This window comes from Chryseobacterium taklimakanense (assembly GCF_900187185.1).
GTDB lineage: Bacteria > Bacteroidota > Bacteroidia > Flavobacteriales > Weeksellaceae > Planobacterium > Planobacterium taklimakanense.
On record NZ_LT906465.1, the window covers coordinates 2,540,367 to 2,565,875 of the forward strand.

Annotated in this window: 25 protein-coding genes and 1 tRNA gene; 7 read left to right on the forward strand and 19 right to left on the reverse strand. The window is 39.4% G+C overall.

The features are described 5' to 3' along the window. Nucleotides 1-12: 12 nt before the first annotated feature. The 13 genes from CKV81_RS12155 to CKV81_RS12220 all read right to left on the reverse strand — a co-directional run bounded on the left by CKV81_RS12155 (nt 13) and on the right by CKV81_RS12220 (nt 13,759). Nucleotides 13-94: transfer RNA gene (locus CKV81_RS12155), tRNA-Leu, on the reverse strand. A 66-nt stretch (nt 95-160) separates the two neighbouring features. Then, on the reverse strand, nt 161-925 hold the full coding sequence (locus CKV81_RS12160) for an MBL fold metallo-hydrolase (protein ID WP_095073626.1): 765 nt from the start codon (nt 923-925) through the stop codon (nt 161-163). Between the two features lie 400 nt (nt 926-1,325). After that, nucleotides 1,326-2,204 carry an IS982 family transposase gene (locus CKV81_RS12170; protein WP_095070070.1) on the reverse strand — a complete coding sequence of 293 codons (879 nt, stop codon included), beginning with the start codon at nt 2,202-2,204 and terminating at the stop codon, nt 1,326-1,328. 301 nt (nt 2,205-2,505) lie between these two features. Beyond that, nucleotides 2,506-3,747 (reverse strand): cation:proton antiporter, encoded by a 1,242-nt coding sequence (locus CKV81_RS12175; protein WP_095073630.1) that lies wholly within the window; start codon nt 3,745-3,747, stop codon nt 2,506-2,508. Next, nucleotides 3,747-5,027 (reverse strand): DUF389 domain-containing protein, encoded by a 1,281-nt coding sequence (locus CKV81_RS12180; protein WP_095073632.1) that lies wholly within the window; start codon nt 5,025-5,027, stop codon nt 3,747-3,749. The genes CKV81_RS12175 and CKV81_RS12180 overlap by 1 nt, the downstream gene beginning before the upstream one ends. A 33-nt stretch (nt 5,028-5,060) precedes the next feature. Continuing rightward, nucleotides 5,061-5,906, reverse strand: a complete 846-nt coding sequence (locus CKV81_RS12185) for a mechanosensitive ion channel family protein (protein WP_095073634.1) — start codon at nt 5,904-5,906, stop codon at nt 5,061-5,063. 30 nt (nt 5,907-5,936) lie between these two features. Next, nucleotides 5,937-6,767 (reverse strand): mechanosensitive ion channel family protein, encoded by an 831-nt coding sequence (locus CKV81_RS12190; RefSeq protein ID WP_258454355.1) that lies wholly within the window; start codon nt 6,765-6,767, stop codon nt 5,937-5,939. Between the two features lie 5 nt (nt 6,768-6,772). Then, nucleotides 6,773-8,512: an APC family permease gene (locus CKV81_RS12195; protein WP_095073636.1), complete on the reverse strand. Its 1,740-nt coding sequence runs from the start codon at nt 8,510-8,512 to the stop codon at nt 6,773-6,775. After that, the gene (locus CKV81_RS12200; RefSeq protein ID WP_258454356.1) at nt 8,493-10,202 is read right to left on the reverse strand and encodes a carbon-nitrogen hydrolase family protein; all 1,710 of its coding nucleotides are present in this window, start codon (nt 10,200-10,202) and stop codon (nt 8,493-8,495) included. The genes CKV81_RS12195 and CKV81_RS12200 overlap by 20 nt, the downstream gene beginning before the upstream one ends. 79 nt (nt 10,203-10,281) lie before the next feature. After that, a complete protein-coding gene (locus CKV81_RS12205; protein WP_169842774.1) occupies nt 10,282-11,202 on the reverse strand; it encodes an AraC family transcriptional regulator in 921 nt (306 codons plus the stop codon). 69 nt (nt 11,203-11,271) lie between these two features. Further along, entirely contained in the window at nt 11,272-12,399 is a 1,128-nt protein-coding gene (locus CKV81_RS12210; protein WP_095073639.1) for an alanine racemase, read from the reverse strand. Next, on the reverse strand, nt 12,344-12,838 hold the full coding sequence (locus CKV81_RS12215) for a GNAT family N-acetyltransferase (RefSeq protein WP_095073641.1): 495 nt from the start codon (nt 12,836-12,838) through the stop codon (nt 12,344-12,346). Before CKV81_RS12215 ends, CKV81_RS12210 begins: the two co-directional genes overlap by 56 nt. Nucleotides 12,839-12,853: 15 nt before the next feature. Next, nucleotides 12,854-13,759 carry a universal stress protein gene (locus CKV81_RS12220; protein WP_157727424.1) on the reverse strand — a complete coding sequence of 302 codons (906 nt, stop codon included), beginning with the start codon at nt 13,757-13,759 and terminating at the stop codon, nt 12,854-12,856. Between the two features lie 259 nt (nt 13,760-14,018). Here CKV81_RS12220 and CKV81_RS12225 point away from each other — a divergent pair, with 259 nt between their 5' ends. Then, on the forward strand, nt 14,019-15,251 hold the full coding sequence (locus CKV81_RS12225; protein ID WP_258454357.1) for a hemolysin family protein: 1,233 nt from the start codon (nt 14,019-14,021) through the stop codon (nt 15,249-15,251). Between the two features lie 34 nt (nt 15,252-15,285). Here CKV81_RS12225 and CKV81_RS13475 read toward each other — a convergent pair whose 3' ends face one another. From CKV81_RS13475 to CKV81_RS13485, 3 genes are read right to left on the reverse strand one after another with little or no spacing between them, the layout of a single operon-like run. Then, nucleotides 15,286-15,606, reverse strand: a complete 321-nt coding sequence (locus tag CKV81_RS13475; protein ID WP_198409821.1) for a DUF3874 domain-containing protein — start codon at nt 15,604-15,606, stop codon at nt 15,286-15,288. 13 nt (nt 15,607-15,619) lie between these two features. Beyond that, the gene (locus CKV81_RS13480; RefSeq protein ID WP_258454358.1) at nt 15,620-16,138 is read right to left on the reverse strand and encodes a virulence-associated E family protein; all 519 of its coding nucleotides are present in this window, start codon (nt 16,136-16,138) and stop codon (nt 15,620-15,622) included. Beyond that, a complete protein-coding gene (locus CKV81_RS13485; RefSeq protein WP_198409823.1) occupies nt 16,032-16,631 on the reverse strand; it encodes a hypothetical protein in 600 nt (199 codons plus the stop codon). The genes CKV81_RS13480 and CKV81_RS13485 overlap by 107 nt, the downstream gene beginning before the upstream one ends. Nucleotides 16,632-16,875: 244 nt before the next feature. On the opposite strand from CKV81_RS13485, the gene CKV81_RS12240 reads away from it, so the two are divergent. After that, on the forward strand, nt 16,876-18,309 hold the full coding sequence (locus tag CKV81_RS12240) for a nicotinate-nucleotide adenylyltransferase (protein ID WP_095074520.1): 1,434 nt from the start codon (nt 16,876-16,878) through the stop codon (nt 18,307-18,309). Next, nucleotides 18,306-18,755: a GAF domain-containing protein gene (locus CKV81_RS12245; RefSeq protein WP_095073647.1), complete on the forward strand. Its 450-nt coding sequence runs from the start codon at nt 18,306-18,308 to the stop codon at nt 18,753-18,755. Before CKV81_RS12240 ends, CKV81_RS12245 begins: the two co-directional genes overlap by 4 nt. 2 nt (nt 18,756-18,757) lie before the next feature. Here the strand turns inward: CKV81_RS12245 and CKV81_RS12250 are convergent, their stop codons facing one another. Continuing rightward, nucleotides 18,758-19,480: an ABC transporter substrate-binding protein gene (locus CKV81_RS12250; RefSeq protein ID WP_095073649.1), complete on the reverse strand. Its 723-nt coding sequence runs from the start codon at nt 19,478-19,480 to the stop codon at nt 18,758-18,760. 47 nt (nt 19,481-19,527) lie between these two features. Beyond that, nucleotides 19,528-20,145 carry a pyruvate decarboxylase gene (locus tag CKV81_RS12255; RefSeq protein WP_095073651.1) on the reverse strand — a complete coding sequence of 206 codons (618 nt, stop codon included), beginning with the start codon at nt 20,143-20,145 and terminating at the stop codon, nt 19,528-19,530. Between the two features lie 175 nt (nt 20,146-20,320). On the opposite strand from CKV81_RS12255, the gene rpsO reads away from it, so the two are divergent. Then, a complete protein-coding gene (gene rpsO, locus CKV81_RS12260) occupies nt 20,321-20,590 on the forward strand; it encodes a 30S ribosomal protein S15 (protein WP_095073653.1) in 270 nt (89 codons plus the stop codon). A 53-nt stretch (nt 20,591-20,643) separates the two neighbouring features. On the opposite strand, the gene CKV81_RS12265 is transcribed toward rpsO, so the two are convergent. Continuing rightward, nucleotides 20,644-20,886: a GlsB/YeaQ/YmgE family stress response membrane protein gene (locus CKV81_RS12265; RefSeq protein ID WP_095074522.1), complete on the reverse strand. Its 243-nt coding sequence runs from the start codon at nt 20,884-20,886 to the stop codon at nt 20,644-20,646. A gap of 207 nt (nt 20,887-21,093) precedes the next feature. Between CKV81_RS12265 and CKV81_RS12270 the strand changes: the two genes are divergently transcribed. The 3 genes from CKV81_RS12270 to CKV81_RS12275 all read left to right on the forward strand — a co-directional run bounded on the left by CKV81_RS12270 (nt 21,094) and on the right by CKV81_RS12275 (nt 25,323). Continuing rightward, nucleotides 21,094-23,283 (forward strand): polyribonucleotide nucleotidyltransferase, encoded by a 2,190-nt coding sequence (locus tag CKV81_RS12270; RefSeq protein WP_095073655.1) that lies wholly within the window; start codon nt 21,094-21,096, stop codon nt 23,281-23,283. A 102-nt stretch (nt 23,284-23,385) separates the two neighbouring features. After that, nucleotides 23,386-23,520 (forward strand): hypothetical protein, encoded by a 135-nt coding sequence (locus CKV81_RS13630; protein ID WP_258454361.1) that lies wholly within the window; start codon nt 23,386-23,388, stop codon nt 23,518-23,520. Between the two features lie 123 nt (nt 23,521-23,643). Continuing rightward, a complete protein-coding gene (locus CKV81_RS12275) occupies nt 23,644-25,323 on the forward strand; it encodes a formate--tetrahydrofolate ligase (protein WP_095073657.1) in 1,680 nt (559 codons plus the stop codon). Nucleotides 25,324-25,509: the final 186 nt, after the last annotated feature.

A 25,509-nucleotide genomic window follows, 5' to 3' on the forward strand; every position in this document is an offset into this window, starting at 1 on the left:
TCGGATCCTTAGTACCCAGAGCCGGGATCGAACCGGCACGCCTTGCGGCATTGGTGTTTGAGACCAACGCGTCTACCAATTCCGCCATCTGGGCTTTTCCAAATTGGTGTGCAAATATAGCACAAAAAATAAATTCTGAAAAAATTATTTAAGATTATTTCTAAAAATCTATTTCCAGCCCGTCGAAAGCCAGATGTATATTCTCCGGCAGCTTGTTTTCTTCAGTAGAATAAGTCCCGAAATGATGGCTGAGGTGTGTGAGATAAAGCTTTTTCGGCTTTAGTTCATTAAAAAGTTCAATGACTTCTGGTAAAATAAAATGCGCCGGATGCGGTTCCGTCTTCCTGATACAGTTCAGGATCAGGCAATCAAGGTTTTTCAGCTTTTCTTTTTCTGCTTTACTGATGTAGCTCGCATCGGTAATATACACCAGGTTTTTAAATTTATATCCGAAGATCTTTATCTTGTAATGAGAAACTTCTACGGGCGTAATTTCGGTATTTCCTATTGTGAAAGGCTTATTTTCAATTTCAAAAAGTTCAAATGACGGTGCACCCGGATACTTCACTTCAGCAAATGCATACGGAAACCGCGCCGTAATTTCATCACCAACTCTTTTGCTGCAATAAATAGGAATGTCCCTTCCGTATCTGAAGATAAGCGGGCGCATATCATCTAAACCGATAACGTGATCATTGTGCTCATGAGTGATCAATACTGCATCCACCTTTTCTTCTTCATTAATGAGCATTTGCTGCCTGAAATCCGGACCGCAGTCGACCAGGATTTTCTGATCATTATTTGTAATCATTACAGATGCCCGGAATCTGCTGTCTTTGGGATTTTCAGAAGTACAGACCCTACACTGGCAGCCAATCACCGGCACGCCCTGTGAAGTTCCGGTTCCTAGAAATTTCAACTTCATTTTTTGAGGTTGGGGTTTATTTTTAGTAAATTTACAAAAATTACCAAAGACTTTCGGGACTTCCCTAAAATTGAGCTTTTACCTGCATCCTTACTTTCCTTAGTGCAACATACGTACAACAAATTAAAGATCGCTTGTAAATGCATAAATTCCTTTCTTTTGCATTTTAGCAAAGGTATCAATTTGCTGAAAGTAAGGCAAATGAAAGCAAAAGTAATCGCTGGATGGTTTCGCATATCCATTCCTCAAAATCAGCTCATTCAGACATTCGCCGCCAGGCAGAATGACATAGGCCAGATCACAATGAAGTAAAAAATAAGTAAGTAAAGTAAGTAAGTTTTGAAACAAAACTTTTTTAAAATTTTTTGTTGAGAAAAAACTATATAAACCTGTTGTGCATTTAGCACAAATTAACTTTTAGTTTATTTAAACTTCTTTTAAACACGAAGAAATTCAGGTATTGAATCATTGTGAAAGAAGTTATTTTTGACACTATTCTTGTCGCAAGACCTTGAAAGGTTTTTGCAAAGTTCGTGTTTATGGTGAACTGTCCGCACAGTTGCGAGATATTGGTTTCAATTCTCTTTCTTATTTTTGATTTCGTCCTTGAAAACTCCACAAAACCATGTTGATTCCTGCGCATAGGAACCGAAAGATTAATCTTGGAGAAATTGAATAAATCCACTTGCAATTCTTTGCTGATATATCCTCTGTCTCCGATTAATAAACAATTTTGAAAATTTTCTTTAATATCGAAAAGATAATTTACATCGTGGACATTTGCGGGCGAAAAATCAAAAGAGTGAAAGATTCCATTCTTATCACAAACTGCATGTAGTTTATAGCCAAAATATCTTGACTTCTGCGCCGCACAATATCCAAATGCAGGTTTGATTTCATCCGTAGAGCAAATTGCGGAACGATTTGCCCTGCTTATTTTACATATTTCAATGGGTGTTGAATCCACAATGAAGACGTCGGTAAAGTCTGCAAACTTTCCGCTCAGAGTTTCCCGAATTTTCTCAATGTAAGGGAAAAGTTTTCTTTTCCTTCTGTTATATACGCTTCTTTCTATCTTTTCGTCCAAACCAGTTCCCGAAATACACCTAAACAACTGTAGTTCAGAGTTAATCGACATGTATTCTGCGGTAATATTAAGTGCCACAAGTTCCAAGTCGGACATTTTTGGAAGTCTGATTTGCTTCTTAGTGGTAATATGGTTGCAGGTTTTTGTCAATTCTTTTAAAATAATTTCGTAGTTTTGAATGAGATTGTTCATGTATTTAATGGCTTGGTAACCAATTAAATATACGATTTTTTAATCAAATGAACAATCTTTTTTCTTTTTAATTTCTAAATGCACAACAGGTTATATAATACAATGAAGAAAAATGAAAAACAATGAAGTGTGAAGAGCGCTTTGCGTTGAAAATATTTATTTCAGCATTTTTTTTCTGAAAGAAAAAATAAAAATTTTCTTTTGGTGAAATTTGGTTACTTTACTTACTTTGAGAAAGTAAGGAGTTTCAGTGGAAATCAATGAATATGTTCCAAGTATACTTGAGTGAACGGTCTAATCACTATTGTTCTCTCAACACTCTTTTAGAAAATCTTCCGATGGTAATCCCCTGAATGAGAATGCTGAACACCACTGCAATGTACGTAACTACCAAAAGAATATCGCGGGTTTCATTATCGGGAAGTGACAGCACCAAGGCCAACGACAAACCTCCACGCAAACCGCCCCAAATGATGATTTTTGCTTCGTCTTTACGAATGTCCAAAAGCCTTGGAAACAGTCTTCTCGGCACACTCACCGCCAAAAAGCGTGAAAATATGAGGATAAGGACGGATAAAACACCCAAAATCAAATATTTAATATCGAAATCAATGACTACCAAAACCAAAGCGATTAGAATAAATAAAAGCGCATTCAGTATTACATCCACCAATTCCCAAAATTTAGCGACATACTCTTCGGTTCTGTCGCTCATAGCCTGTCCTTTCCGAAAATTACCGACCATCAAACCCATAATTACCATCGCCAAAGCCCCGGAAATATGCAATGTCGAAGAAATAAAATAGCCCAACATCACAAACGCGAGGGTTAATAAAACTTCGGTTTCATAATGGTCTATCGTGGAAAGTAAATAATGTAAAGTGTAACCGATAACCAGTCCGAAAATAACTCCGCCCACGGCTTCCTGAAGGAAGAGCCACGCAAAATGACGGGCATCAAAGCCCACCGCATTTACGCCAATCATTTCGGTAAGCGCAATGAACAAAACCACGCCAATACCATCATTAAATAGCGATTCGCCCACAATCGTAATTTCCACTTTTTCAGGAACCTTGGCTTCTTTCAGAATGCTCAAAACTGCAATTGGATCCGTTGGCGAAATGAGCGCCCCGAAAATAAAACAGTAAAGCATCGGAATATCCAATCCTAAAAGCAATGCGACATAATGAAAGACAAACGCAATGAAAATCGTGGAAAACAGAACTCCGCCAACTGCCAAAACGCTGATGTTTTTCAGGTGGTTTTTCAGTGCAAACCAATTAGTGTGAAGCGCGCCGGCAAAGAGCAGAAAACCCAAAAAGATATTTAATACCGAACTACTGATGTCGGATTGTACCACCAAATCACGAATCTGAAGAAAAGGTTCCGCATAAAAATTTTTCGTGATTATTACCACAAGCGACAAAACGACAGAGAGAAAAAACAAACCAATAACGAAAGGCAGTTTGATAAACCGCTGATTGACATACGCCAAACCCGCAGACAACGAAATAAGAAGTATTAAATAGTAATAAGGTATCATTATTTTTTTCTGTTGTAAAGTTCGAGTGTATCTACCTTCAGCCTAACCTGTAACCATTTTCTGAGTTTTTGTTTTTCGGCTTCCGGGAGTTCTTTTTCAGATTCGTATATCGCTACAGGAATTACAGCCGCAGAATCAGCATCAGAAAGGATTTCCTGCTTTGCAGCAGAAAGTGACTTCAACTCGGGGAATATTGCTTTGGCTTCGGAATAAAGATTTTCTGTATTAAAAGTATAGCGGTCTATTTTGGCGTTCAATTCGGCAGCGATCTTTGCAGCGTCATTGCCGGCTTCATTATTTTGAATTTTATTGGCATTGGCGAGGAAAGCACTGTCCTGACGAATAATCAGCTTGGTATTTTCCAAACCGAAGTCTGCCATCTTCTTGTTTTCTTCGGCAATCTGATCTGCAGTAAAACGCCTTGTCAGAAATGCCAGTTCTACTCGACGCGGATCACTGGAATAAAATGTTTTCCGGTAAACGATGGTATTTCCCTTATCTTCAAATTCTTTGGTGATATACTGCGAAACTTTGTCATAAAACCTCTGCTGCTGAATGAAACGATAGGCGAAATATACACTCGGAATAATCATCAGCAAGGTGATTCCCGTAATCCAGTTTCTTACTGAACTTGCTTTTTTGTTATCCACCAACCCTGCTGCCGGATAATTGAGGTATTTCACAATAATGAAAGTGGCAATACAGATAAAAACGCAATTGATGGTATAGAGAAACATCGCACCGGCGAAGTAGCCGAAGTTTCCTGTAGCCAAACCATAGCCTGCGGTGCAGAGCGGTGGCATCAAGGCCGTTGCAATGGCCACGCCCGGAATTGGATTTCCTTTTTCAACTCTCGTGACTGCAATTACGCCTACCAAACCACCGAAAAAAGCTATTAAAACATCGTAAATATTAGGTGCTGTTCTTGCTAAAATCTCAGACTGCGCTTCCTTGAAAGGCGAAAGTAAAAAGTATAAAAATGATACTATTAAACCCACTAAAGTAGAAATCAGCAAATTTTTAAGCGATTTTCTTAAAAGCGTGAAATCGTAAATCCCTAAAGCGAAACCTGCGCCCACAATTGGTCCCATTAAAGGGGAAATTAACATCGCACCGATAACCACCGCCGTGGAATTGACATTGAGACCAACCGAAGCCACCATAATTGCACAGGCCAAAATCCAGAAATTGGAACCCGAAAAAGAAATGCTATTTTTTACATTTTCAAGGACTTTCTCTTTGTTCTCTTCGCCGTTGTGAAGGTTGAAAAGTTTGTTCATTTACAGGGTACTTTAGGCCCTAAAATTACAATTTTATTCCTTATACCATTTCAGTTCCTGAATGTTGGCCGGCATAGAAATTCCGTTGGCAAGCAGATTGATTTTCACCTGATCAATCATTTCGCTGCGAATCATCAGGGCATCGCGCCGGTAATCTTCGGCTGCTACCCAGAAAAAGACCTTGATATTGACGGAATTAACACTCAATTCGTCCGTCATTACGAAAGGTTCGCGGTCTTCATCTTTTAAGGAAAGCGGATGACTGTTCATCGTGTTCAAAATGATTTTTTTGGCTTGGTCGATATCGTTTTCATAAGCAATTCCGACCATAAAATCCATCCGAAAGTAACCGTCTTCGGTAAAGTTGAACACCGGTTTTTTTATCACGTCGCTGTTCGGAATATAGACATCTTTTCCGTCAAAAGTCTTCAGTTTGGTGTAGCGGAACTCCATGGATTTCACCCTGCCGAATATATCGCCAATGCTCACCGTATCATTAATGTTGAAAGGCCTGTTGAAGGACAGAATAATTCCCGAAATAAAATTTTCGCCAATATCTTTAAAGGCAAATCCCAAAATCACTGCGGAAGCACCTGCCGCTGTTAAAACTCCTGTAGCAATTCCGTCCAAACCGGCAACTTTCAGCCCGAACATAATAACGATAATGACAAATACCGTTTTAATGGCTTTGATCAAAAAATTGCTCATCAACGGGTCTGTCGATTTGCCTGCTATAAACTTCCGTGAAAGGTCCGTGAGTTTATTGGCTATAAAAATGCCCAATGCAATTACCAAAATAGCGGCAAGGATACTGGGAATCTGTTCTACAAAACTGTTCCAACTGTCCTGAAATGACTGTATTAATTTTCCGGTTTCCATTTAGATTTTATATTAATTAATAAACCCTCATCATTTTGCCTGGTGAACAACTCTCTGAGGAAAAGGAATTTCAATATCGTGCTCTCTGAACGCTTCAAAATATTTAACTCTCAATTCACTTTTGAGATTTTCTACCCTGAACGGATCACTTGACCAGAAATAGACATTAAAAATAAGGGCAGAATCTGCATAATCATTAAATCTAACGAACGGTTCCGGTGTTTTTGCCACTTTCGGATTAGTGGCAGTTAAAGATTTTAAAAGATCCATAACAGTCTGAACATCGGAACTGTAAGCAACACCCACCTGAATATCAAACCGTGAATTGAGATTGCTGTGCGTCCAATTGAACAGATTGTTTTTGGTGAGAAAAGTGTTCGGCAGAATCACATATTTGTCGTCCCGCGTTAAAACGGTGGTGGTTCTCAAATTAATTTCCTTCACCTGACACACCAGGTTATCCACTTCAATAATATCGCCCACTTTAATGCTCGAATCCAACAGCAACACAATTCCTGAAACAAAGTCGCTGAAAATATTCTGCAAACCCAAACCAATACCCACCAATAAAGCTGCGGAAGCGCCCATCAAAACGGAAACATTTATGCCGATCATATTCATCCCGAGAATGAAACCAACGACATACAGCACATATTTTATCAAACTGAAAACGGTAAATTTCTTGGATTCGTCGAGTTTCTGCGAACGGTAAATCAGTTTTCGGATAAGTTTCACAATGAAATTCAAAGCCAACATGAAAATGACTAAAAATATCAGCGAAGAAACCGAAATATCGGCTTTACCAATGGTAAAAAGTTTGAAGTTCAAGAGTTCTCTGAACGTAAATTCTATATCTTTCATAATTTCTACATAATTAATCTTACACCACCCAAATCTGCCACACGATAACTAAACCGGTCGCTTGGCGAGGCTATGAACATAAAGTTTTTCGGTATATTCCAATGGCGGGAAAGTTCATCAATCAGTTGTGGTGTAAACTCGCCGGGAATTTCTACAAACTCGATATCAATTTCCGGATAGGCACGGTCCAAAACACGAAGGTCCGATTTTAAATCTCCGTTGTCATCCCCCGCTCTGAAAACATTTACCACTTTAAATTTTTTGGTGGTCTCGTTATTCTGCACATACTGCATCACCTTATTCATAATGGCCACATCATCTTTTTTTGTAAAAAACACGAACTCCTGCGAATGAATATTGCGGTTTAAACGCCGTAAATATCTGTTTGACCTGAAGAAAAATTTCCTGAAAGGTCTGGAAAATGCTTCTAAACCCGAAATTAAAGCCGAAATAATGATGGTTCGGTTCAGCATAACGCCCACCACCAATAATGCCGGAATTAAATATTGCAGAAACGTATAAAAAGCCGATTTGTTAAGCAAAATGTTACCAAAAAATGCTAAAACTACAAACGAAACCGCAATCAGAACATTAAAAACCGGTGCTCTTTCGGGACGTGGAAGTTTTCGCCGCTTGATTTTCAGCAGTAAATTCCCTATTCCGAAAAGTGCCATTACCGAAAGAAATGAAAAGGTATAAACCCCTGCAAGCGAAGCCAAATCGCCTTTTGTAGCAAGCAATACTGAAACACACAGAATCAGAAAACCTATTGCAATTCTGTAAAAAGAGCCTTTTTTGTTGGTTTTCAGAAAATAATTGGGCAAGATTCTATCTAAAGTCATACGGTTTACCAAACCCAAAACACCCACGAAAGACGTAAGAACCGCACCACAAAGCACCAAAACCGCATCAATGGAAATAATGGTTGCGAGCCAACTTCCGCCGGTTTTGCTGCCGAGGTAAGCCAATAATGCCGAACTGTGCTCCTGAACGTCGGCCACAGGAATTATAAAAATCACTAAAAGCGCCATCACAGGATTGAAAAAACTAACTACGGCCCACATATTTCTTAATGTTTTCGGAAAGACGCCGTGCTTCTGTTCTTCCACAAAATTGGCTGAACTTTCAAAGCCTGAAATCCCCAGCATTGCTGCAGAAAATCCTAAGAAAAGTGCCGTGAGCAAACTTCCGCCCTTCACCGGCAAACTCCAATTGAGTTCGAAAACATCTAAACCATTTCCCAAAACAAACACAATTCCCGTAATAAGCAATAAACTTAAAGCGGCTAAATGGGTAATAAAAATTACCACCGCAACAATTGCCGATTCGGAAATTCCCATAATGGTTAACAGCGTAAAAATGGCTAAAACCACTACTGTTGCCAACATTACATTCACCGAAACTAAATGGTCAAGATAATGCATGGCTTCGGAAGCGGAGATCACCGCCGTTGCCATATAAGAAAGCACTGTTAAAGCCGCCGCAACTGAAGCCACTTTTTTTGAGGACGTATTGAGCAATACATTGTAAGCCCCACCGTTTAAAGGCAAAGCACCCACGACTTCTACATATATTTTCCTGAATAGAAACAAGACCACAGCAACTACCAAAAGTGAAATCCAAGCAAACTGACCGGCATACATCACGGTAAGCGCTGAAACATACAGACAACTTGAACTAATGTCGTTTCCGCTGATTGCAGTGGACTGTAACTCGTTGAGTTTTTTATGAACGGACTTTTCCATTTCTTACATTTTTTTCTTTAGGTTTTTCCTGCATAATTTCGTTGATGCCAATCATTCCTATAGTTCCGACCGGCATATCTACGCGGTTTCTAAGGCCGGTATAACGCGCCCCCACTTCTACAGGCAGTTTTCGTCCTGAAGCAATCTCTTTCACTTCAAGCACCTTGGTGCAGGACATAATTTTATAAAGATCACTTCTGCGGTCTTTCAGGTTTCTTACGCTGCCATATTCGTGGAGTTCGTCCAATAATTTTAAATCTACATCAGAAATCAAAATCATTTCAGTGTTTGGTGTGGATTCACTTTTCACGGCGTTACTCGGAAAAGCAAAATCACTTGGTGTGAAAACCGCACTTTGAGAATAATGAATATCCAGATTTTCCACCTGCGGAAGATTGCCCACATTTCCTGTAATTGCCACGTAACATTCGTTTTCTATGGCTCTGGCTTCGGCACATTTTCTTACACGCATATAGGCATTCTGCGTATCGGTAAGGTAAGGCACAAACAGAATCTGCATGCCCTGGTCTGCCAAGATTCTGGGAAGTTCCGGAAATTCAACATCATAACAAATTAAAACGCCCACTTTTCCGGCATCGGTATCGAAAGTTTTAATAGTGTCGCCACCTTTCAAGCCCCAATATTTGGTTTCGTCGGGCGTAATGTGAATTTTGTCGTAACGGTCTATTTTCCCGTTTCTGTGGCACAGGAAACCCGTGTTTTTCAGTTCGCCGTTTTCGTAGAAAGGCATACTTCCGGCAATGATATTGACGTTGTAAGCAACAGCCAATTCACTAAATTTATCCCGAATTTCAAGCGTGTATTTGGAAAGCAAACGCATGGCTTCAGCCTCAGAAACATTTTTGAATTCCGCCATCAGCGAGGTGTTGAAATATTCCGGAAACAAGGCAAAATCGGATTTGTAGCCGGAAATGGCGTCGACAAAATACTCTGCCTGTGTAAACAAATCATCCAAGTTTTTATACATCCTCATCTTCCACTGCACCAAGCCGATGCGGACGTTTTTCTTTGGTGTTTTTTTGTCGGAATCTTCATCTTCATAAAAGACATTGTTCCATTCCAAAAGCGTTGCAAACTCCTTGCTCTGCACATCATCCGGAATATAGTTTTTAATAATTTTCCTCACGTGGAAATCGTTGCTCATCTGAAAACTCAGCACCGGGTCATAAATTTCCTTGTGTTTTACTTTTTCAAGATATTGTTTTGGTGAAAGTTCATCGGCGTATTTGTGATAAAAAGGAATTCTGCCACCGAAAATGAAATTCTTAAGGTTCAGTTTTTCGGCAAGTTCTTTTCGTGCGTCATACAATCTTCTGCCTAATCTTAACCCTCTGTAATCCGGGTGGATAAATACTTCTATACCGTAAAGCGTTTTTCCGTTTTCATCAAATGTAGAAAAGGTGTAATTGCCGGTGATTTGCTCGTAGGTGTGCCTGTCGCCAAATTTTTCATAATCCACAATTAGCGAGAGTGCGCATCCGGCAACTTTTCCTTCGATAAGGACAACCAACTGCCCTTCCGGAAAAATTTGTGTTAGTTTTTGAATGGATTTTTCACTCCAATAACCGCCCTGCCAATTGGGATAGGCCATCTTCATGACGTCCAATAATTCTGAATACTGTTCAGGTTTTAAGGGACAAATTTCTATATGTTGTGTTGAGTTCATCATATTAATGATTTTAAATTTTAGATTTTAAATGTTAAATATTGTTTTCCTGAAGTTTAGGAAAACGGTTCGGACTAAAATTTTAATGCTGAAGATTCTTACGGAATGTTTCGGGTGTTTGACCTGTGGAATTTTTAAAATATTTCCCAAAATGAGAATTGTCGCTAAAACCCAATTCCAAAGAAATCTGCCTCACGGAAAGTTTTGTGTGCGAAAGCAGCCGTTTGGCTTCCAATACAATACGGTTTTTAATGACGTTTCCGGCCGGTTTGCCAAGATATTCTTTTACCACTGCATTAAGGTAATTAGGCGTTACGGACAATTGAGCAGCGTATTCCTTAGGCATTTTCTTCTCCCGAAACTGCAGATTGACCAGCTTACGGAACTCGGAAACTAATAAACCCTTGTGGTCTGAGACAGAAGCCTCGAATTTAGAATTCTCTGACGCCGAGGACATCTTCAGAACGCAGGTTTTCAGCAACAAACAGATGACTTCCCGAGAATAGCCTTCCTTTTTTTGGAATTCGAGTTTGATGTTTTCAAAAATGTTCAGCCAAAAATGTTTCTCGTCTTCGGGTATGTCGATATATACCGGCAAACTTTCTACCGCCGTATCGCTTTGCACCAAATCATTACCGGTAAATATAAGATTGTAAAAAGATTTTGAAAAAAGCAGGATATACCCTTCGACATCGGAAGCAATATTCCAAGAATGTACTTGGTCGTAATTGATAAAAAAAAGCCGGTTTGGTGCGATTAGATATTCTTCAAAATCGATGCTGTGCGAGCCATTACCTTTAATAGTATAAATTAAAGCGTAAAAATCGTGGCGGTGTGGTTCCGAAAGATGCGGGGCATCCTTCAAGAAGTGAGCAAACCTGTAAAAAGCAAAATCTACCACGTCCGCATCATGCTCCTTTATGTTCTTAATAGTATATTTTATCAAGGTGTCAAAATCTTCCATAAGCGATGTAAAATATACCACAAAGATAAAATATACCATAAAATAAATTATGGTATATTTCAACACTGCCATGGAACAAATTATAAATTAAAATTATGAAACAGTTAATTAGCAGATGCGTTCCAGGAAACGGTTTTTTCTTTTTTTTATATGACAGTGAACATCTGAAATGACTTTCTTTTGTACGTAGGAAGAGTTCATAAGGCTCAACAACCCCATATAATTCAGTTCAAAAGCAACCATGTCTCCCACTTTATAGTTTTTGTAGGAATTTTGCAGATCCAAGACCAACATATCGCTGCTTTGCCCCACAATTTCGAGGTTTTTATTGACGGGCTTAATATTGTTGGGTGACAAATCCAACAAACCAATGTCCACAATGGCCCTTTTGGTATTTTTTATTTTTTTCAGGTTATTAAAATCTTTTTTTTCTCCGGTGAGGTTCGTCCCTAATTTCCCTTCAGGAATATTGGGTTTTTCTTTAATCTCAATAATTTCGGCGTTCAGTTTAAAGACATCGTGATGCATGCCTTCAATAAGGGAATCGTCATAAACATTGGTTCCAAAGAACAAAGTTTCGCCAATCCGGAAATGGTTGATATACGGTGGCATTTCGCCGTTCAATAGCAACGGTATAGCCACAGATGCACCGCCCGAAATATAGGGAATATGAACGTCGAACGTCTTTTCTATTTCTTGTTTTGATTCGTGAAGCAGTTTCATTTTGTCGTAGTCGGGCAATACGCCATTCATACAGCAAAGATTGGTGCCGATTCCCACCACTTCTATATTAGGAAGTTTCAATATTTTACCGAAAAAATCTAAAAGCCTTTCCCGAACGACACCTTCCCGCAATTCACCCATTTCAATCATTATAACAACTTTATGAAATTTATTCAGCGACACTGCTTTACTGGACAATAAAGACAAGGTTTCTACTTCCGTATTAAAACTAACATCTGCATATCTTACAACATCTTCTACAAAAGTAAGAGGAACAGGTTTTATGTAGACGATTTGAGCATCCGGGTTTAAGGCTTTTATTGTTTTTAAATTTGAAATTCTGGAATCGCAGAACTCATCAATGGGCAACGAAAGCACTTCTTCGAGAAAAGTTTCGTTTGCGCAAAGCACTTTAGTTACTACGCTCCATTCTATATTTTTTTCAGCAAAAAAACGATTAAGATAGTTGAAATTCTCCCTTAGTTTTCGTCTGTTGAGTGTTACTATTGACATTTTTTTCGTTTGGCAGGCGCATTTCGAGATATTTCGAAGTGAAGCCTAATTTTTCGTAAAGGTATTTTGCAGGATTATCAGGTTCGCAATGCAGCGCAATAGCACCATCGCAAACCTTGATTGTTTCCTGCATCAGTTTTTTTCCAATTCCTCTCCCTCTGTACTGGTTGTGCGTGGCAATGTATACTAAAATGTTCTCCGGAATGTATCTTTGCATTCCTGTTTTATTTACCACTACGGCGCCAACCATTACATCATCATCCATCGCGACAAGTAAATAACCCCCTTTTCCTGTTTCTTTATCATCAATATAATTGAGGGAAAGCATAATATCGTCTTTCGGATCGCCAAATTCTTGTAAATGCTCAAAAAGAAAATTAGCAACTTCGTGACGGTACGATAGCGGAATGTGTGTATTGGAAAACTTTATAATTTGCATTTGTGTTCGTTATTTTTAGACCGGCATCATTGGATAAGGCATAGCAACATATTCCTGTGCGGGCGTAGCATCTTCTTCATTGCGGAAGAAAAAAACTGGTCTTTTGGATTTGTAAACTATATTTTCAGTAAAATTATTTTTGAAGAGTTGGGTAAAAGATTTTTTCGTAGAAACATTAACCGCAATCAAATCTGAATTATTCTGGTCTCCAAGTGCCAAAATATCGCTGTGGGGCTCCAAGGAAACTCTTAAATCCTCTTTAATAGCAGCAATTTTAGAATTGCTTAACTTTTCACCAAGAAGTTGTACTTTATCTTCTAACTTTCGGATGTTGCTGTTACGCTCGAAAGCGTCAATAGCCACAAGACGAACATTGGCTTTATTCTTTTTGGCGATCGGTATTACAGACTGCAGTTTATCTTCCACCGCCTTTACATTGCGAATGGGAAAAAGGATTTTTTCAAACTTTTCCTTATTGAAATTTTCAGGAATCGTTATGACTGGTACCGCGCTGTTTGCGATAATCTCATAAGTATTCGAACTGATGAAGCCCGGTCTTCGTTTTGGATATTGCACAGGCATCAAAATGAGGTCTATGTTTTTCTGATTGCTGTATTTCAGAACTTCTGTAGCGACAGATCCAATGGCGTGTTGGGCGATAACATCTTCATTTGTAATTTGACTCATCACCATTTTGAAAGTTGCCAACTGTTTTTCCGCAGATTCAATCATTGCGTTTCCGTGGAAAAAAAATTTTCCGCTTGATGCACTCCCCGTTCCCAACAATGAGTAAGGGACCACATTAAGAACATGCACCTTAGCACCGTGACGGTTAGCCATCGCTGCAGCGATGTTCAGAAATTTTTCATTTTTACGGGTAAAGTCTAGGGGAATCAGTATATTTTTTATCGCATTATTCATCCTCATAAAAGTTTAGTGCAAATGTAAAATATACCATACTTTTAGTGTGGGAAGATTTAAGCGGATGATGGTATAATTTACAGCTGTGAGAAATAAAGACTTCCTATCTACCAGCGTAACCTTAAAACCTCGCGAAATTACATTATTATTTAGGTTATCTATATTTGTGCATAGCAAATTCGCTCCTTAGGAAGCAAAAGATTATTACATGGAAATATTGATTCTATTCTTACTGATATTATTAAACGGCATTTTCTCAATGAGTGAAATTGCGTTGGTATCCGCAAAGAAATTCAAACTTGAAAATTTGGCTAAAAAAGGGAGCGCCAATGCTAGAAAAGCAATAGCACTCGCCGAAAAACCGAACACATTTTTATCCACCGTACAGATTGGCATTACCTTAATCGGCATCTTAACAGGTATTTACAGCGGCGATAAAATTACTGAAGATGTGAAAGTATACGTTTCGAGGTTGGAGCCACTGCAGCAATATTCTGATTCAATATCCGTGGTGTTGGTACTGGTTGTATTAACATTTTCTTCCATTGTTTTGGGCGAACTCATTCCGAAAAGAATAGGCCTGATTTTTCCGGAAAAAATTGCCGTGATGATGGCCAAACCTATGACATTGCTTTCCACCATTGCAAAACCGTTTATTTGGTTGCTTACCAAGACCAATAATTTTGTCCTTGGTATTTTCGGTATAAACGAAAAAAATGACGGACTGGTAACCGAAGAAGAAATAAAAGCCATGCTGCAGCAAAGTGTGGAAGGTGGTGATGTGAAAATAATAGAGCAGAATATTGTTGAGCGTGTATTCGCATTGGGAGACCGACGTGTGCGCGAACTCATGACGCCAAGGAAAGACCTAATTTATTTCGACATTACCGACGGTTTGCAGATGATTAAAGAAAAAAGCAATATAGAATCCCATTCGATTTATCCTGTGGTAGATAAAAACCTGGATAATTTGATAGGATATGTATCTGTAAAAGAGCTTTTTTCAAAAGTTACTGATTATGAAGAATTTCAACTAAAGCCATTTATAAGAGAACCACTATTTGTGCATGAAAACACTGCTGCTTACCGGGTTTTGGAACAGTTTAAAACTAAAAGAATACACTATGCATTTGTTGTTGACGAATATGGCTCCCTGGAAGGATTGATTGCGATGGATGACTTAATGGATGCCTTAATAGGTGATGCAACCGAATATGGACAAAGAGACATGCAGATTTCTGAAAATACGGACGGCAGCTTAATATTGGACGGTCAATTTTCCTACTACGAACTATTGCAAAAATTAGAATTGGAAGATGAGTATGAACCCGGTGACTATAGCACCGTGGGTGGCTTCCTCATCTCCCAACTGCAACATTTCCCAAAAGAGCGAGAAGAAGTTTTTTGGAACGATTATGTCTTCACCGTACTTAAAACTGATAAGAAAAGGATTGAAAAAGTGAGCGTAAAGCCTGCAGCAGACCAGACTTAGTGCAAAACCATCTCAATTTTAATATATTTAAAAATCACGATTTAAAGCGGAACGGAATTTCCTGCTGGACAGCACATACCTTCTTAGCCTCTGAACCCTCTTTATTTTTTGCATCTACTATTTCAGGTTCCAAAAAATTAACTGCGTACACATACGAGTTATTTTTCATCACCCGGTTGTAACCGTGCTTCCGTAACGCTTTTCCCAATTTGTTTACAGAAGCATCCGAAATATTTAGATTTGCCCGGCTTGTTATCATTTGCAGAATTTGTGTGGTGTTTAAAAAGTACTGGGCGGTTTCTTTTTCTGCACTTTCAAACCAAGTCAGCAACAACTCTTCCTCCGGACTTCTCAACTGATATTGTTCATTATTCGCATTGATTTCTTTGATTTCCTCCTGGTTGAACCAGTGGCGGAAGCCTTGTTTTGAGTTTTAAAGCCTGAGAAAAAACTTTGTTGATGTCGATTTCGTGGGTGTATTCGATATGCTCCACCTCGAAGCAAAGAAAACGGCGTGAGCCGGTGGTATCGTTCAGAAACTGGGCAGTGTTTACACTGCCGGCAAAAGATGCCCTTCGGGGCATATTTTCGTTGTTGTGACCGTAGGCTTTTCTCATTCTGATGTGCGTTTTGGTGATAATTTCCTTAAGCGTTCCGATTTCTGTTTTGTTCAGGTTTTCCAGTTCGTCCAGGTTGATGAGCATACATTCTGCCAAATGAATGAGAGTATCTTTATTGCTTGGGTTAATGGTGCCGGAAAAGATGTACTCTTTCAATGGATTAGGCATGAGCTTTTCTATCCAGGTTGTTTTTCCCAATCCCTGTTTTCCGGAAAAAACGATTACGGTCTGGTTTACCTGTTTCTCGTCCAGTACGCAGGCTACCATTGCCACAAACCATTTTTTGAAGCAGGTTCGCCAAAGTTCCTGCTTTGTGGTGATCTTCCAACAACAGTTCATCTGTTCCTACAAATTCTTTGAACTTATTCACCTGCGCCCGATACACAGTATAAGTGTTTTCAGATATGGTTTCGCGGATGTTCTTAAGTGTTTTGTCTGCATACTCAAAAAAATTAACTGAACTGGAACCTACAAGGGCCTGCTTCAATTTTTTGGCAGTTACATTTTTGGTTTTTCTTTCTTCATCCAGAACCTGAATAGAAGCATCGGCAAGTTTGGAAGCCAAAACGGCATTCATCCTGGTACTGTTGGGATAATTCTTTTTTACTTTCTGCTTGTCTTCGTCCCAATGCTGTGCTTCAAGTTTTATTCCGGTAGAAATAAACTTGGCTTTTCTGTCTTTAATTAATCTGATGTAAAGCGGACATTTGCCGCTTTTGTCTTCCTGGTGGGTTTTCAGGATAAATTTCAATGTAGCCATTGTATAAAAATTTAGGGTTAGTGTCTGCATTAAAAAATGCGACAGAAAGGATATTTATACGGCTCAATTTGGTACCAATACCGTGAAATAAAAGTATAATATTTAGTACAACAAATGCTTAATTTGGTTGCTTTTTGCTGCTTTTGTTTAAAAAGTAGAAAATTTTAAAGTGCCTGTTCATCGGCATTTGAAAGAAAAATTGGTATTTTGCCTGAATAATTCATATTTTTACAAAAATTTAAAAATGTCCGAGATTAAGCAGTTCTTAACCCCTAAACAGAAGGCTTTAGCAATAAATCTTGACCATAATATATATGGTACTTTTGCCGAAATTGGAGCCGGACAGGAGACTGTAAGGCATTTCTTCAGGGCGGGCGGCGCATCAAACACCATTGCGAAAGCAATGTCTGCATACGATAAGGATTACAGTAACTCGATTTACGGTAAGGAGGAGAAAAACAGATTTGTAACGCAGAACCGTCTTAAAAAGATGCTGAAGCACGAGATAAAACTTATCGACGAGAGATTGGATAATACAGAAACGCCGAACCGACGTTTCTTTTCGTATGCCAACACAGTAACCACCATCAATTACCATAAAACCTTCAAAGGTCACGGCTGGGTTGGGATTATGTTTCAGCATTCGCCGAATGGGGAATACAGCGAGATTCTCATTCACGTCAGGTTCCGGGAAAATGAAGCCAGTCTGCAGCAGGAAACTCTTGGTAGTCTTGGTGTAAACCTGATTTATGGGGCGTTCAATCTTTATGACAATCCGCGGGAACTGATAAAATCACTTTACGATGATATTTCAGTAGATAAAATTGAGATCGATACCATTCATTTTGAAGGCCCGGCTTTTCCTTATGTTGACAACCGTTTGATGTCGCTTCAGCTTGTAAAAAAAGGAATGACGGATGCCGTGATTTTCAATTCAGAAGGTAAAAATATGCTGCCGGCTGATATTCTTTATAAAAAAGATGTATTTGCGGTGCGTGGAAGTTTCAGGCCGGTCACACTGGTTAATACCGATATGTTCGAGCAAGGCTTGAAGATGTTCCTGAAAGATACGGAGGGCAAGCCCGAAGATACTGTCATTATTTTCGAAATTACGACGTTTAACCTGCGTGCGACCGGTAAGATTGATGAAAGGGATTTCCTCGACAGGGTGGATGTGCTCGCCAAATTGGGCTACACGGTGATGATTTCAAATTTTGCAGAATATTACCGCCTGGCAGAATATTTTACGACTTATAACATCCGTTATTTTGGCGTCGCAATGGGCGTTAATAACCTGCAGATGGTTTTTGATGAAGAGTATTATGAACACCTGTCAGGTGGTATTTTGGAGGCTTTCGGTAAATTTTTCAGGAAAGACATGCGGGTTTACCTCTATCCTTATAAAGATCCTGAGACCCACGAATTGCTGACCTCGAAAAACCTGAAAGTAAACGATAATGTGAAAGAGCTATATAAATATTTTATCGCCAACAGGAGAATTGTGGATATTGTAGATTATAATCCTGATTTTTCTGAAATTTATTCACGTGAAGTCCTTGCAAAAATCGCGAAACACGAAACCGGCTGGGAAAACCAGCTGCCCGAAGGCGTTGCCGAGATGATCAAGGAAAGGGGGCTCTTTGGCTATAAAGAAACTATACAAATCGAAGAATTATGAGCGAGCTGAAAAAAAGACTGCTGTCTATCATAGAAAGTCCAAGTGCAGACACCAATGCCAAACTTGAAAAAATATGCCATCTGTTGGATCAGGAGATTCCTTATTATAACTGGACGGGTTTTTATTTCAAAAATGGCGATAAGGATGAATTGGTTTTGGGGCCATACGTTGGTGCGCCAACTGATCATACAGTCATTCCTTTCGGAAAGGGAATCTGCGGACAGGTGGCTATTTCCAACGAAGCTTTTGTTGTGCCCGATGTTCATGAGCAGGATAATTATCTTTCCTGTTCAGTGGATACAAAAGCTGAGATTGTGGTTCCAATCATCAAAGACGGAGAAAATATCGGACAAATTGATATCGATTCGCACCAGCTCAATCCTTTTACCGATGAAGACAGAGAGCTGCTGGAATGGCTTTGTGAAAAGGTCGCTGGGATTTTATAGGATTAATTAATTTGTGCGAGTTCCGACAGGTAGTTTTTAACTTTGGTTAAATGCGTGCCATACCATGAGAACGCTTCGCCATCAACAATCATAATTTTTGAGTTTGGGAATAAAGTCTCAAACTCTTTTTTATGTTTTTCCTTAAACGGATAAGGTTCCGTAGAAAGCAAAATGTATTCAGCATTTTTCAAATCTTCTGTATTGATTTTGGGATAACGTTTCTGATTGTCGAAAATATTATCGAAGCCGATTTTATTTAAAATATGATGAATGAAAGTGTCTGAACCTATCGTCATATAAGGATTGTTCCATATCAGATAGGCTGCTTTTTTTCTTTTTTCGGTATTTAAATTTCTGAAAATATTTGAAATTTCGCTGTTAAATTTCTCAGCCAGATCCTGTTTATGGAGTTTGCCGCCGAGTTCAGTGAGGAATTTTTCGTTGTCTTCCAATGTTTCAATATCGGTCACCCAAACGTTGAAATCCTGCATCAGTGCTTCAATCTGGTCTTTCTGGTTTTCCTCCTTATTGGCAATGATCAGATCCGGCATCAAGGATTTAATTTTATCAAGATTAAGGTTTTTCGTACCGCCAACAGTTTCAATTTCGAAAACCTTTTCTGTAGGATGTATGCAGAATTTAGTACGACCAACGATTTCAGTTCTATCTAAATCAAAATCGAATAAAGTTTCTGTGATCGAAGGTACCGTCGAAATAATTCTCATAAGCTGAAGCACTGTTTTCAGCCATAAAATTAATAAAATAAAGAGAATTAAGGTGTGGTAATAAGTGCCTTTGGTGTATCGGGCGGTGTTTCGATAGCTGTGATGCGGTTCATAAGTCTTATTTCTCTCAGGATTTCATTCATAGCGCCTTCTGTCCCGATTTTGATGGAGTTGGTGGTACTGCCCAGCATTCTCCTGTTCTTCCTGTAAGTGTCGTAAGATGTTTCAGTGAGGAGTGTACCTTCAGAATTAAACATCTTCATGCTGATCACTACTTGGTTTGAAAATACATATTTTCCCAGGCCAACTTTAAAATATTTAATTTTTGGAACGACAGCCAGATCAGAATTATTGTTATGGCAAATTTCTTTGATCGTCTGCACATCGATCGAATCATAAACCAGGGGAGTGTCTACTCTGGACAGTTTTAAATGTTCAAATTTGCGCAGTTTTTCAGTAACGCCATCAAAAAACGCCTGATAAGAGGGAAACTTTATCTCCTCGACATCCGGGTAAACTTCAGGATTAAAGTAAACAATCCGGTGCTTGTCGTGCTGCAGGTTGTCCAATGAATTTTCAGATAAATTCCTGGGAATGCTGATGCAGCTGGTAAGTACAAGTGTCCCGGCAGCGATAAAAAGGAGAGGGAGTAAAAGTTTTTTCATCTTGTTTTAGTGATGCAAAAATAGCACCATTTTGCTGATTTTAATTATAGATTTTAAGATTTTTTTAACGTTTTTCGTTATAAGCTTTATCAAGAATATCTATAATGTTTGGCTGTTATTCAAAATAGTTGTATTTTTGCACCTCGTTACATAATAATCATTAATTAATATTGGCATGTACTTAACATCAGAGAAAAAAGCAGAAATCTTCGCTAAACACGGCGGAAAGGCAGAAAACACAGGTTCTGCAGAAGGTCAAATCGCATTGTTTACCTTCAGAATCAACCACCTTACAGGTCATTTAAAAGCTAATCACAAAGATTATGCTACTGAAAGAGCCCTTGTAAAATTGGTAGGTAAAAGAAAAAGATTGTTAGATTATCTTAAAAACAAGGATATCGCAAGATACAGAGCGATTATCGCTGAATTAGGATTAAGAAAATAAATCTCTTACGGACAAAAAAAGCAACTCAGCCCGAGTTGCTTTTTTTTAATTTTCTAAACGCGCCTGCCGGAGACGAGATTAATTATTGCTAAAAGCACGATGGAACCCACAGCTCCTGTTAAAATCTGGCCTATGATTTCTGTGCCAAAAGTATTTCCCAAAAGCCAGTAACCGATAAATCCGCCTACGATCCCAACGATGATGTTCCCGATCAATCCAAGGCTGCCGCCTTTAAAGATCTGGGAGCCCAGCCAACCTGCAACGGCTCCGATAATGATAGTCCATAAAATTCCCATAATAATTTTTTTAATGATTTCCATTTGTTAAATTCCAGTTTTATGCCATCAGATTTGTAAATGGGAATTATGAAAATCTGGAATTCAAATTTTTAACGGGTTAAATTTCAAAAAAAATCCCTCATTTTTACGTATCTTTGCCCTCGAAATTTAAAAAGTTTAAATATTTAACGCAGTCAATACGGACTGCAAAAGACAGATCAATTTATGAATGCTCCAGAAGCAATTATTGAAAAATTTCAGTTAAAAGACGGGAGAGAAGTCTCCATCGAAACAGGTCGTCTCGCAAAACAGGCGAACGGTTCTGTGGTTGTAAAATGTGGCGGCACGATGCTTTTGGCAACCGTTGTTGCTAACAAAGATGCTAATCCGGGAGTGGATTTTCTTCCTCTGACGGTAGATTACAGAGAAAAATTCTACGCTGGCGGTAAAATTCCGGGAAATTTCTTTAGAAGAGAAACAAAACCTTCTGATGATGAGGTGCTTACGATGAGACTGGTGGACAGGGTTCTCCGTCCATTATTCCCTCAAGACTTCCACGCGGAAGTGCAGGTGATGATTTCCCTTATTTCTTACGACGAAAAAACAATGCCTGAAGCGCTTGCAGGGCTTGCAGCGTCTGCAGCGATTGCCATTACAGATATTCCGTTCAACGGGCCGATGTCAGAGGTTAGAGTGGTGAGGATCGACGGCGAATATTCCGTAAACCCAAGCATCGAAAATCTTAAAAAAGCTGACCTTGATATTATGGTGGGTGCTACCAAAGACTCCATCGTAATGGTAGAAGGTGAAATGAAGGAAATTTCTGAAGCCGAAATGCTTGAAGCCATTAAATATGCTCACGAAGAAATCAAAGTTCAGATCGAGGCTCAGGAAAGACTGGCTGCAAGAATTCCGTCTTCACAGGTAAAAAGAACCTACGAGCACGAAACGCACAATGAGGAAATCCGCGAAAAAGTGTGGAAAGAAACTTATGATAAAGTTTACGCTGTAGCGAAAACACCTTCTGCAAAAGAAGAAAGACACGAAAATTTCGCGGCTGTTTTAGAGGAATTCCTTTCACAATATTCTGAAGAAGAAAGAGAAGAGGTAGAGCCATTCGCGAAAGTGTATTACCACGATGTGGAAAAAGAAGCGATGCGCCAGATGATCCTTAACGAGGGAATCCGTCTGGATGGCCGTGATTCTAAAACCATCCGCCCAATTTGGTCTGAAATCGACTATTTACCAGGCGCGCACGGTTCCGCAATCTTCACCAGAGGTGAAACCCAGTCTTTGACGGCAGTAACTTTAGGTTCTGTAAAGGATGCGAACATGGTGGACTCCGTAGCGATCAATTACGACGAAAAATTCTTCCTTCATTATAACTTCCCGCCATTTTCTACTGGTGAAGCAAGACCCTTAAGAGGAACTTCAAGAAGGGAAGTTGGTCACGGAAATCTGGCGCAGAGAGCTTTAGCAGGAATGATACCGCCAGAAAATCCTTATACGATCCGTGTAGTATCTGATATTTTGGAATCCAACGGTTCGTCTTCTATGGCAACAGTTTGTGCCGGTACTTTAGCATTGATGGATGCGGGTGTGCAGATTACGAAACCAGTTTCCGGAATTGCAATGGGATTAATCACTGACCCAAAAACAGGAAAATTCACAGTGCTTTCTGATATTTTAGGTGATGAAGACCACCTTGGAGATATGGACTTTAAAGTGACGGGTTCTGCAGACGGAATTACGGCTTGCCAAATGGATATTAAAATCCAGGGCCTAACGATGGATATCATGGAAACAGCACTAAACCAGGCAAGAGAAGGGCGTCTCCATATTCTTGGTGAAATCCTTAAAACGATTGATAAACCAAGAGCCGATGTGAAACCTCACGCACCGAAAATGGAAATTTTGGAAATTCCGAAAGATTTCATTGGGGCGGTAATCGGGCCTGGCGGAAAAATCATTCAGCAGCTTCAGAAAGATACTGATACCGTAATTGCGATTGAAGAAATCGGCGAGATCGGAAGAATTGAAATCGCAGGTACAGATCGCGAAAAAATCAATGCAGCGATTGCGGCCATCAATGAGATTACTTTTGTACCTGTTGTAGGTAATGTTTACACTGGAAAAGTAGTAAAGGTGATGGATTTCGGAGCTTTCGTAGCGTTGGCAAAAGGAACGGAAGGCCTTCTTCACATTTCTGAAATCGACTGGAAGCGTACGGAAAAAGTACCTTATGCCGAAGGCGATGAGGTAGAAGTGAAATTCCTAGGTTATGATGACCGTAAGAAAATGAGGCTTTCAAGAAAAGTTTTATTGCCAAGACCGCCAAAACCGGAAAGCAAACCTAGACAGGATAAACCAAGAAATCATAATCAGGAAGGGCAGCAGCCAACTGAGAATGCATAAAAACGAAGCCTCCTTTTCAGGGGCTTTTTTATTTACAAGATTTCTACGTGCGGCGGTTTTGGCTCACAAATTGCAAAAAGAAAAGTAAATAAAAATTAAATTATGAATCCAACACTTTTAAGAAGAATCCTGATGTGGGTTGCGCCGATCGCTATCGGTTTTATCGTAAAAAAATACGAAGAGAAGCAAAACCGCAAACAGCAGGAAAAGGCCATGGCACAGCGTGTTGCGCCTTAATGTTAAAGACCTCACAGCATTCGTGAGGTTTTTTTATTTTCATCTTAAACTGATAAATTTCAAACCAGTACATTTCTTCTATTGCCCAATTACTGCTAAATTTGTGAGTATTACAATCATATTATGAGTTTTCCTACAGATTTAGAAATTGCGCAGAATGCCGACATCCGGCACATTCGGGAAATAGCAGAAATAATTGGTATCCACCGCGATGATTTAGAATATTACGGTAAATACAAAGCCAAAATCCCACTCACTTACATCGACGAAGAAAAAATAAAAAAATCCAAACTGGTTTTGGTTACCGCTGTTAATCCGACTCCCGCCGGTGAGGGTAAAACGACGGTCTCTGTTGGGCTTTGTGACGGACTGAATAAAATCGGCAAAAAAGCAGTTGCTGTGCTCCGCGAACCGAGTTTGGGTCCGGTTTTCGGGATCAAGGGCGGTGCTGCCGGCGGTGGTTATGCCCAGGTGATTCCTATGGTGGATATTAACCTGCATTTCACAGGAGATTTTGCAGCGATTGAGAAAGCCAATAACTTACTTTCAGCTTTGATTGATAACAATCTTCAGAATAAAAAATTCTCTTTAAATATAGATCCCAGAACCATCGTTTGGAAGAGAGTAATGGATATGAATGACCGTTCGCTCCGCCAGATTGTTATCGGCCTGGGAGGCTCCAACAACGGGATCACACGCGAAGAAGGCTTCAATATCACTCCAGCATCGGAAGTGATGGCAATTCTTTGCCTTTCAAAAAATTTCGAGGATTTAAAAAACAGGCTGGGGAATATTTTCGTGGGGTATACTTTCGATAAAAAACCGGTTTTTGCCAGAGATTTAAAAGCCGAAGGCGCTATGGCAATTCTTTTGAAAGATGCCATTAAACCAAATCTTGTACAGACGTTGGAGGGAAATCCTGCGATTTTGCACGGCGGCCCGTTCGCAAACATCGCGCAGGGTACCAACACAATCATTGCTACAAAAACCGGTCTGTCACTTGCGGATTATGTCGTGACTGAAGCTGGTTTCGGTGCAGACTTAGGCGCAGAAAAATTTCTTCACATCAAATGCCATTACGGTAAAATGAAACCCGATGCGTACGTCATCGTGGCAACGATCAGAGCATTGCGCTATCACGGCGGTGCGACCAAAAAAGGGGAGTACGGCCAACCGAACCTCCAGTTTGTTAAAAATGGAATTGACAATCTTAAAAAACATATTGAAAACGCCTTTAAATTTGGTTTAAAACCGATCATTGCCATCAACCACTTTGCGACAGATGCTGAGGATGAAATTGAATTCGTTAAATCTGAATGTGAAAAATTGGGCGTAAAAGCCATTCTTGCTGATGAATTCGTTCATGGTGGCGAAGGAATGAGGGAGCTTGCCGAAGAAGTGGTTTACTGTGCTGCCAACTGCGGTAATGATTTTCAGCCATTATATAATGTTGAAGATACGGTGGAGCACAAGATTGAAACCATTGCTAAAGAAATTTATGGTGCTGATGCCGTGAATTATTCTCAAAAATCAAAAGCTCAGCTTAAGACGATTTACGATTTGGGATTCGATAAACTTCCGGTGTGCATGGCGAAAACGCAGAAATCTCTAACTGACGATGAAACCAAAATCGGGCGGCCAACTAACTTCAAGGTGACCGTGCGTGAGTTTGAGTTTGCAGCCGGTGCAGGATTCATCATTCCCATCTTAGGTGATATGATGCGGATGCCTGGTCTGCCAAATGTTCCGGCTGCTGAAGGCATGGACATTGACTTAAATGGTGTGATTACCGGATTAAGTTGATTTATAACGAAGTAAATTAAATCAAAACTCTGCATAGGCGGAGTTTTTTTTGTATTAAACAAAAAATTAATGAAAAATTAATGACAAAATATCACTTTTTTACTTATCGAAATTAAATAAATGTTTAACTATTAAATAATTGGTTATCAAGTTGATAGGTCTTTTTCCCGGTATTTATTGACCTGC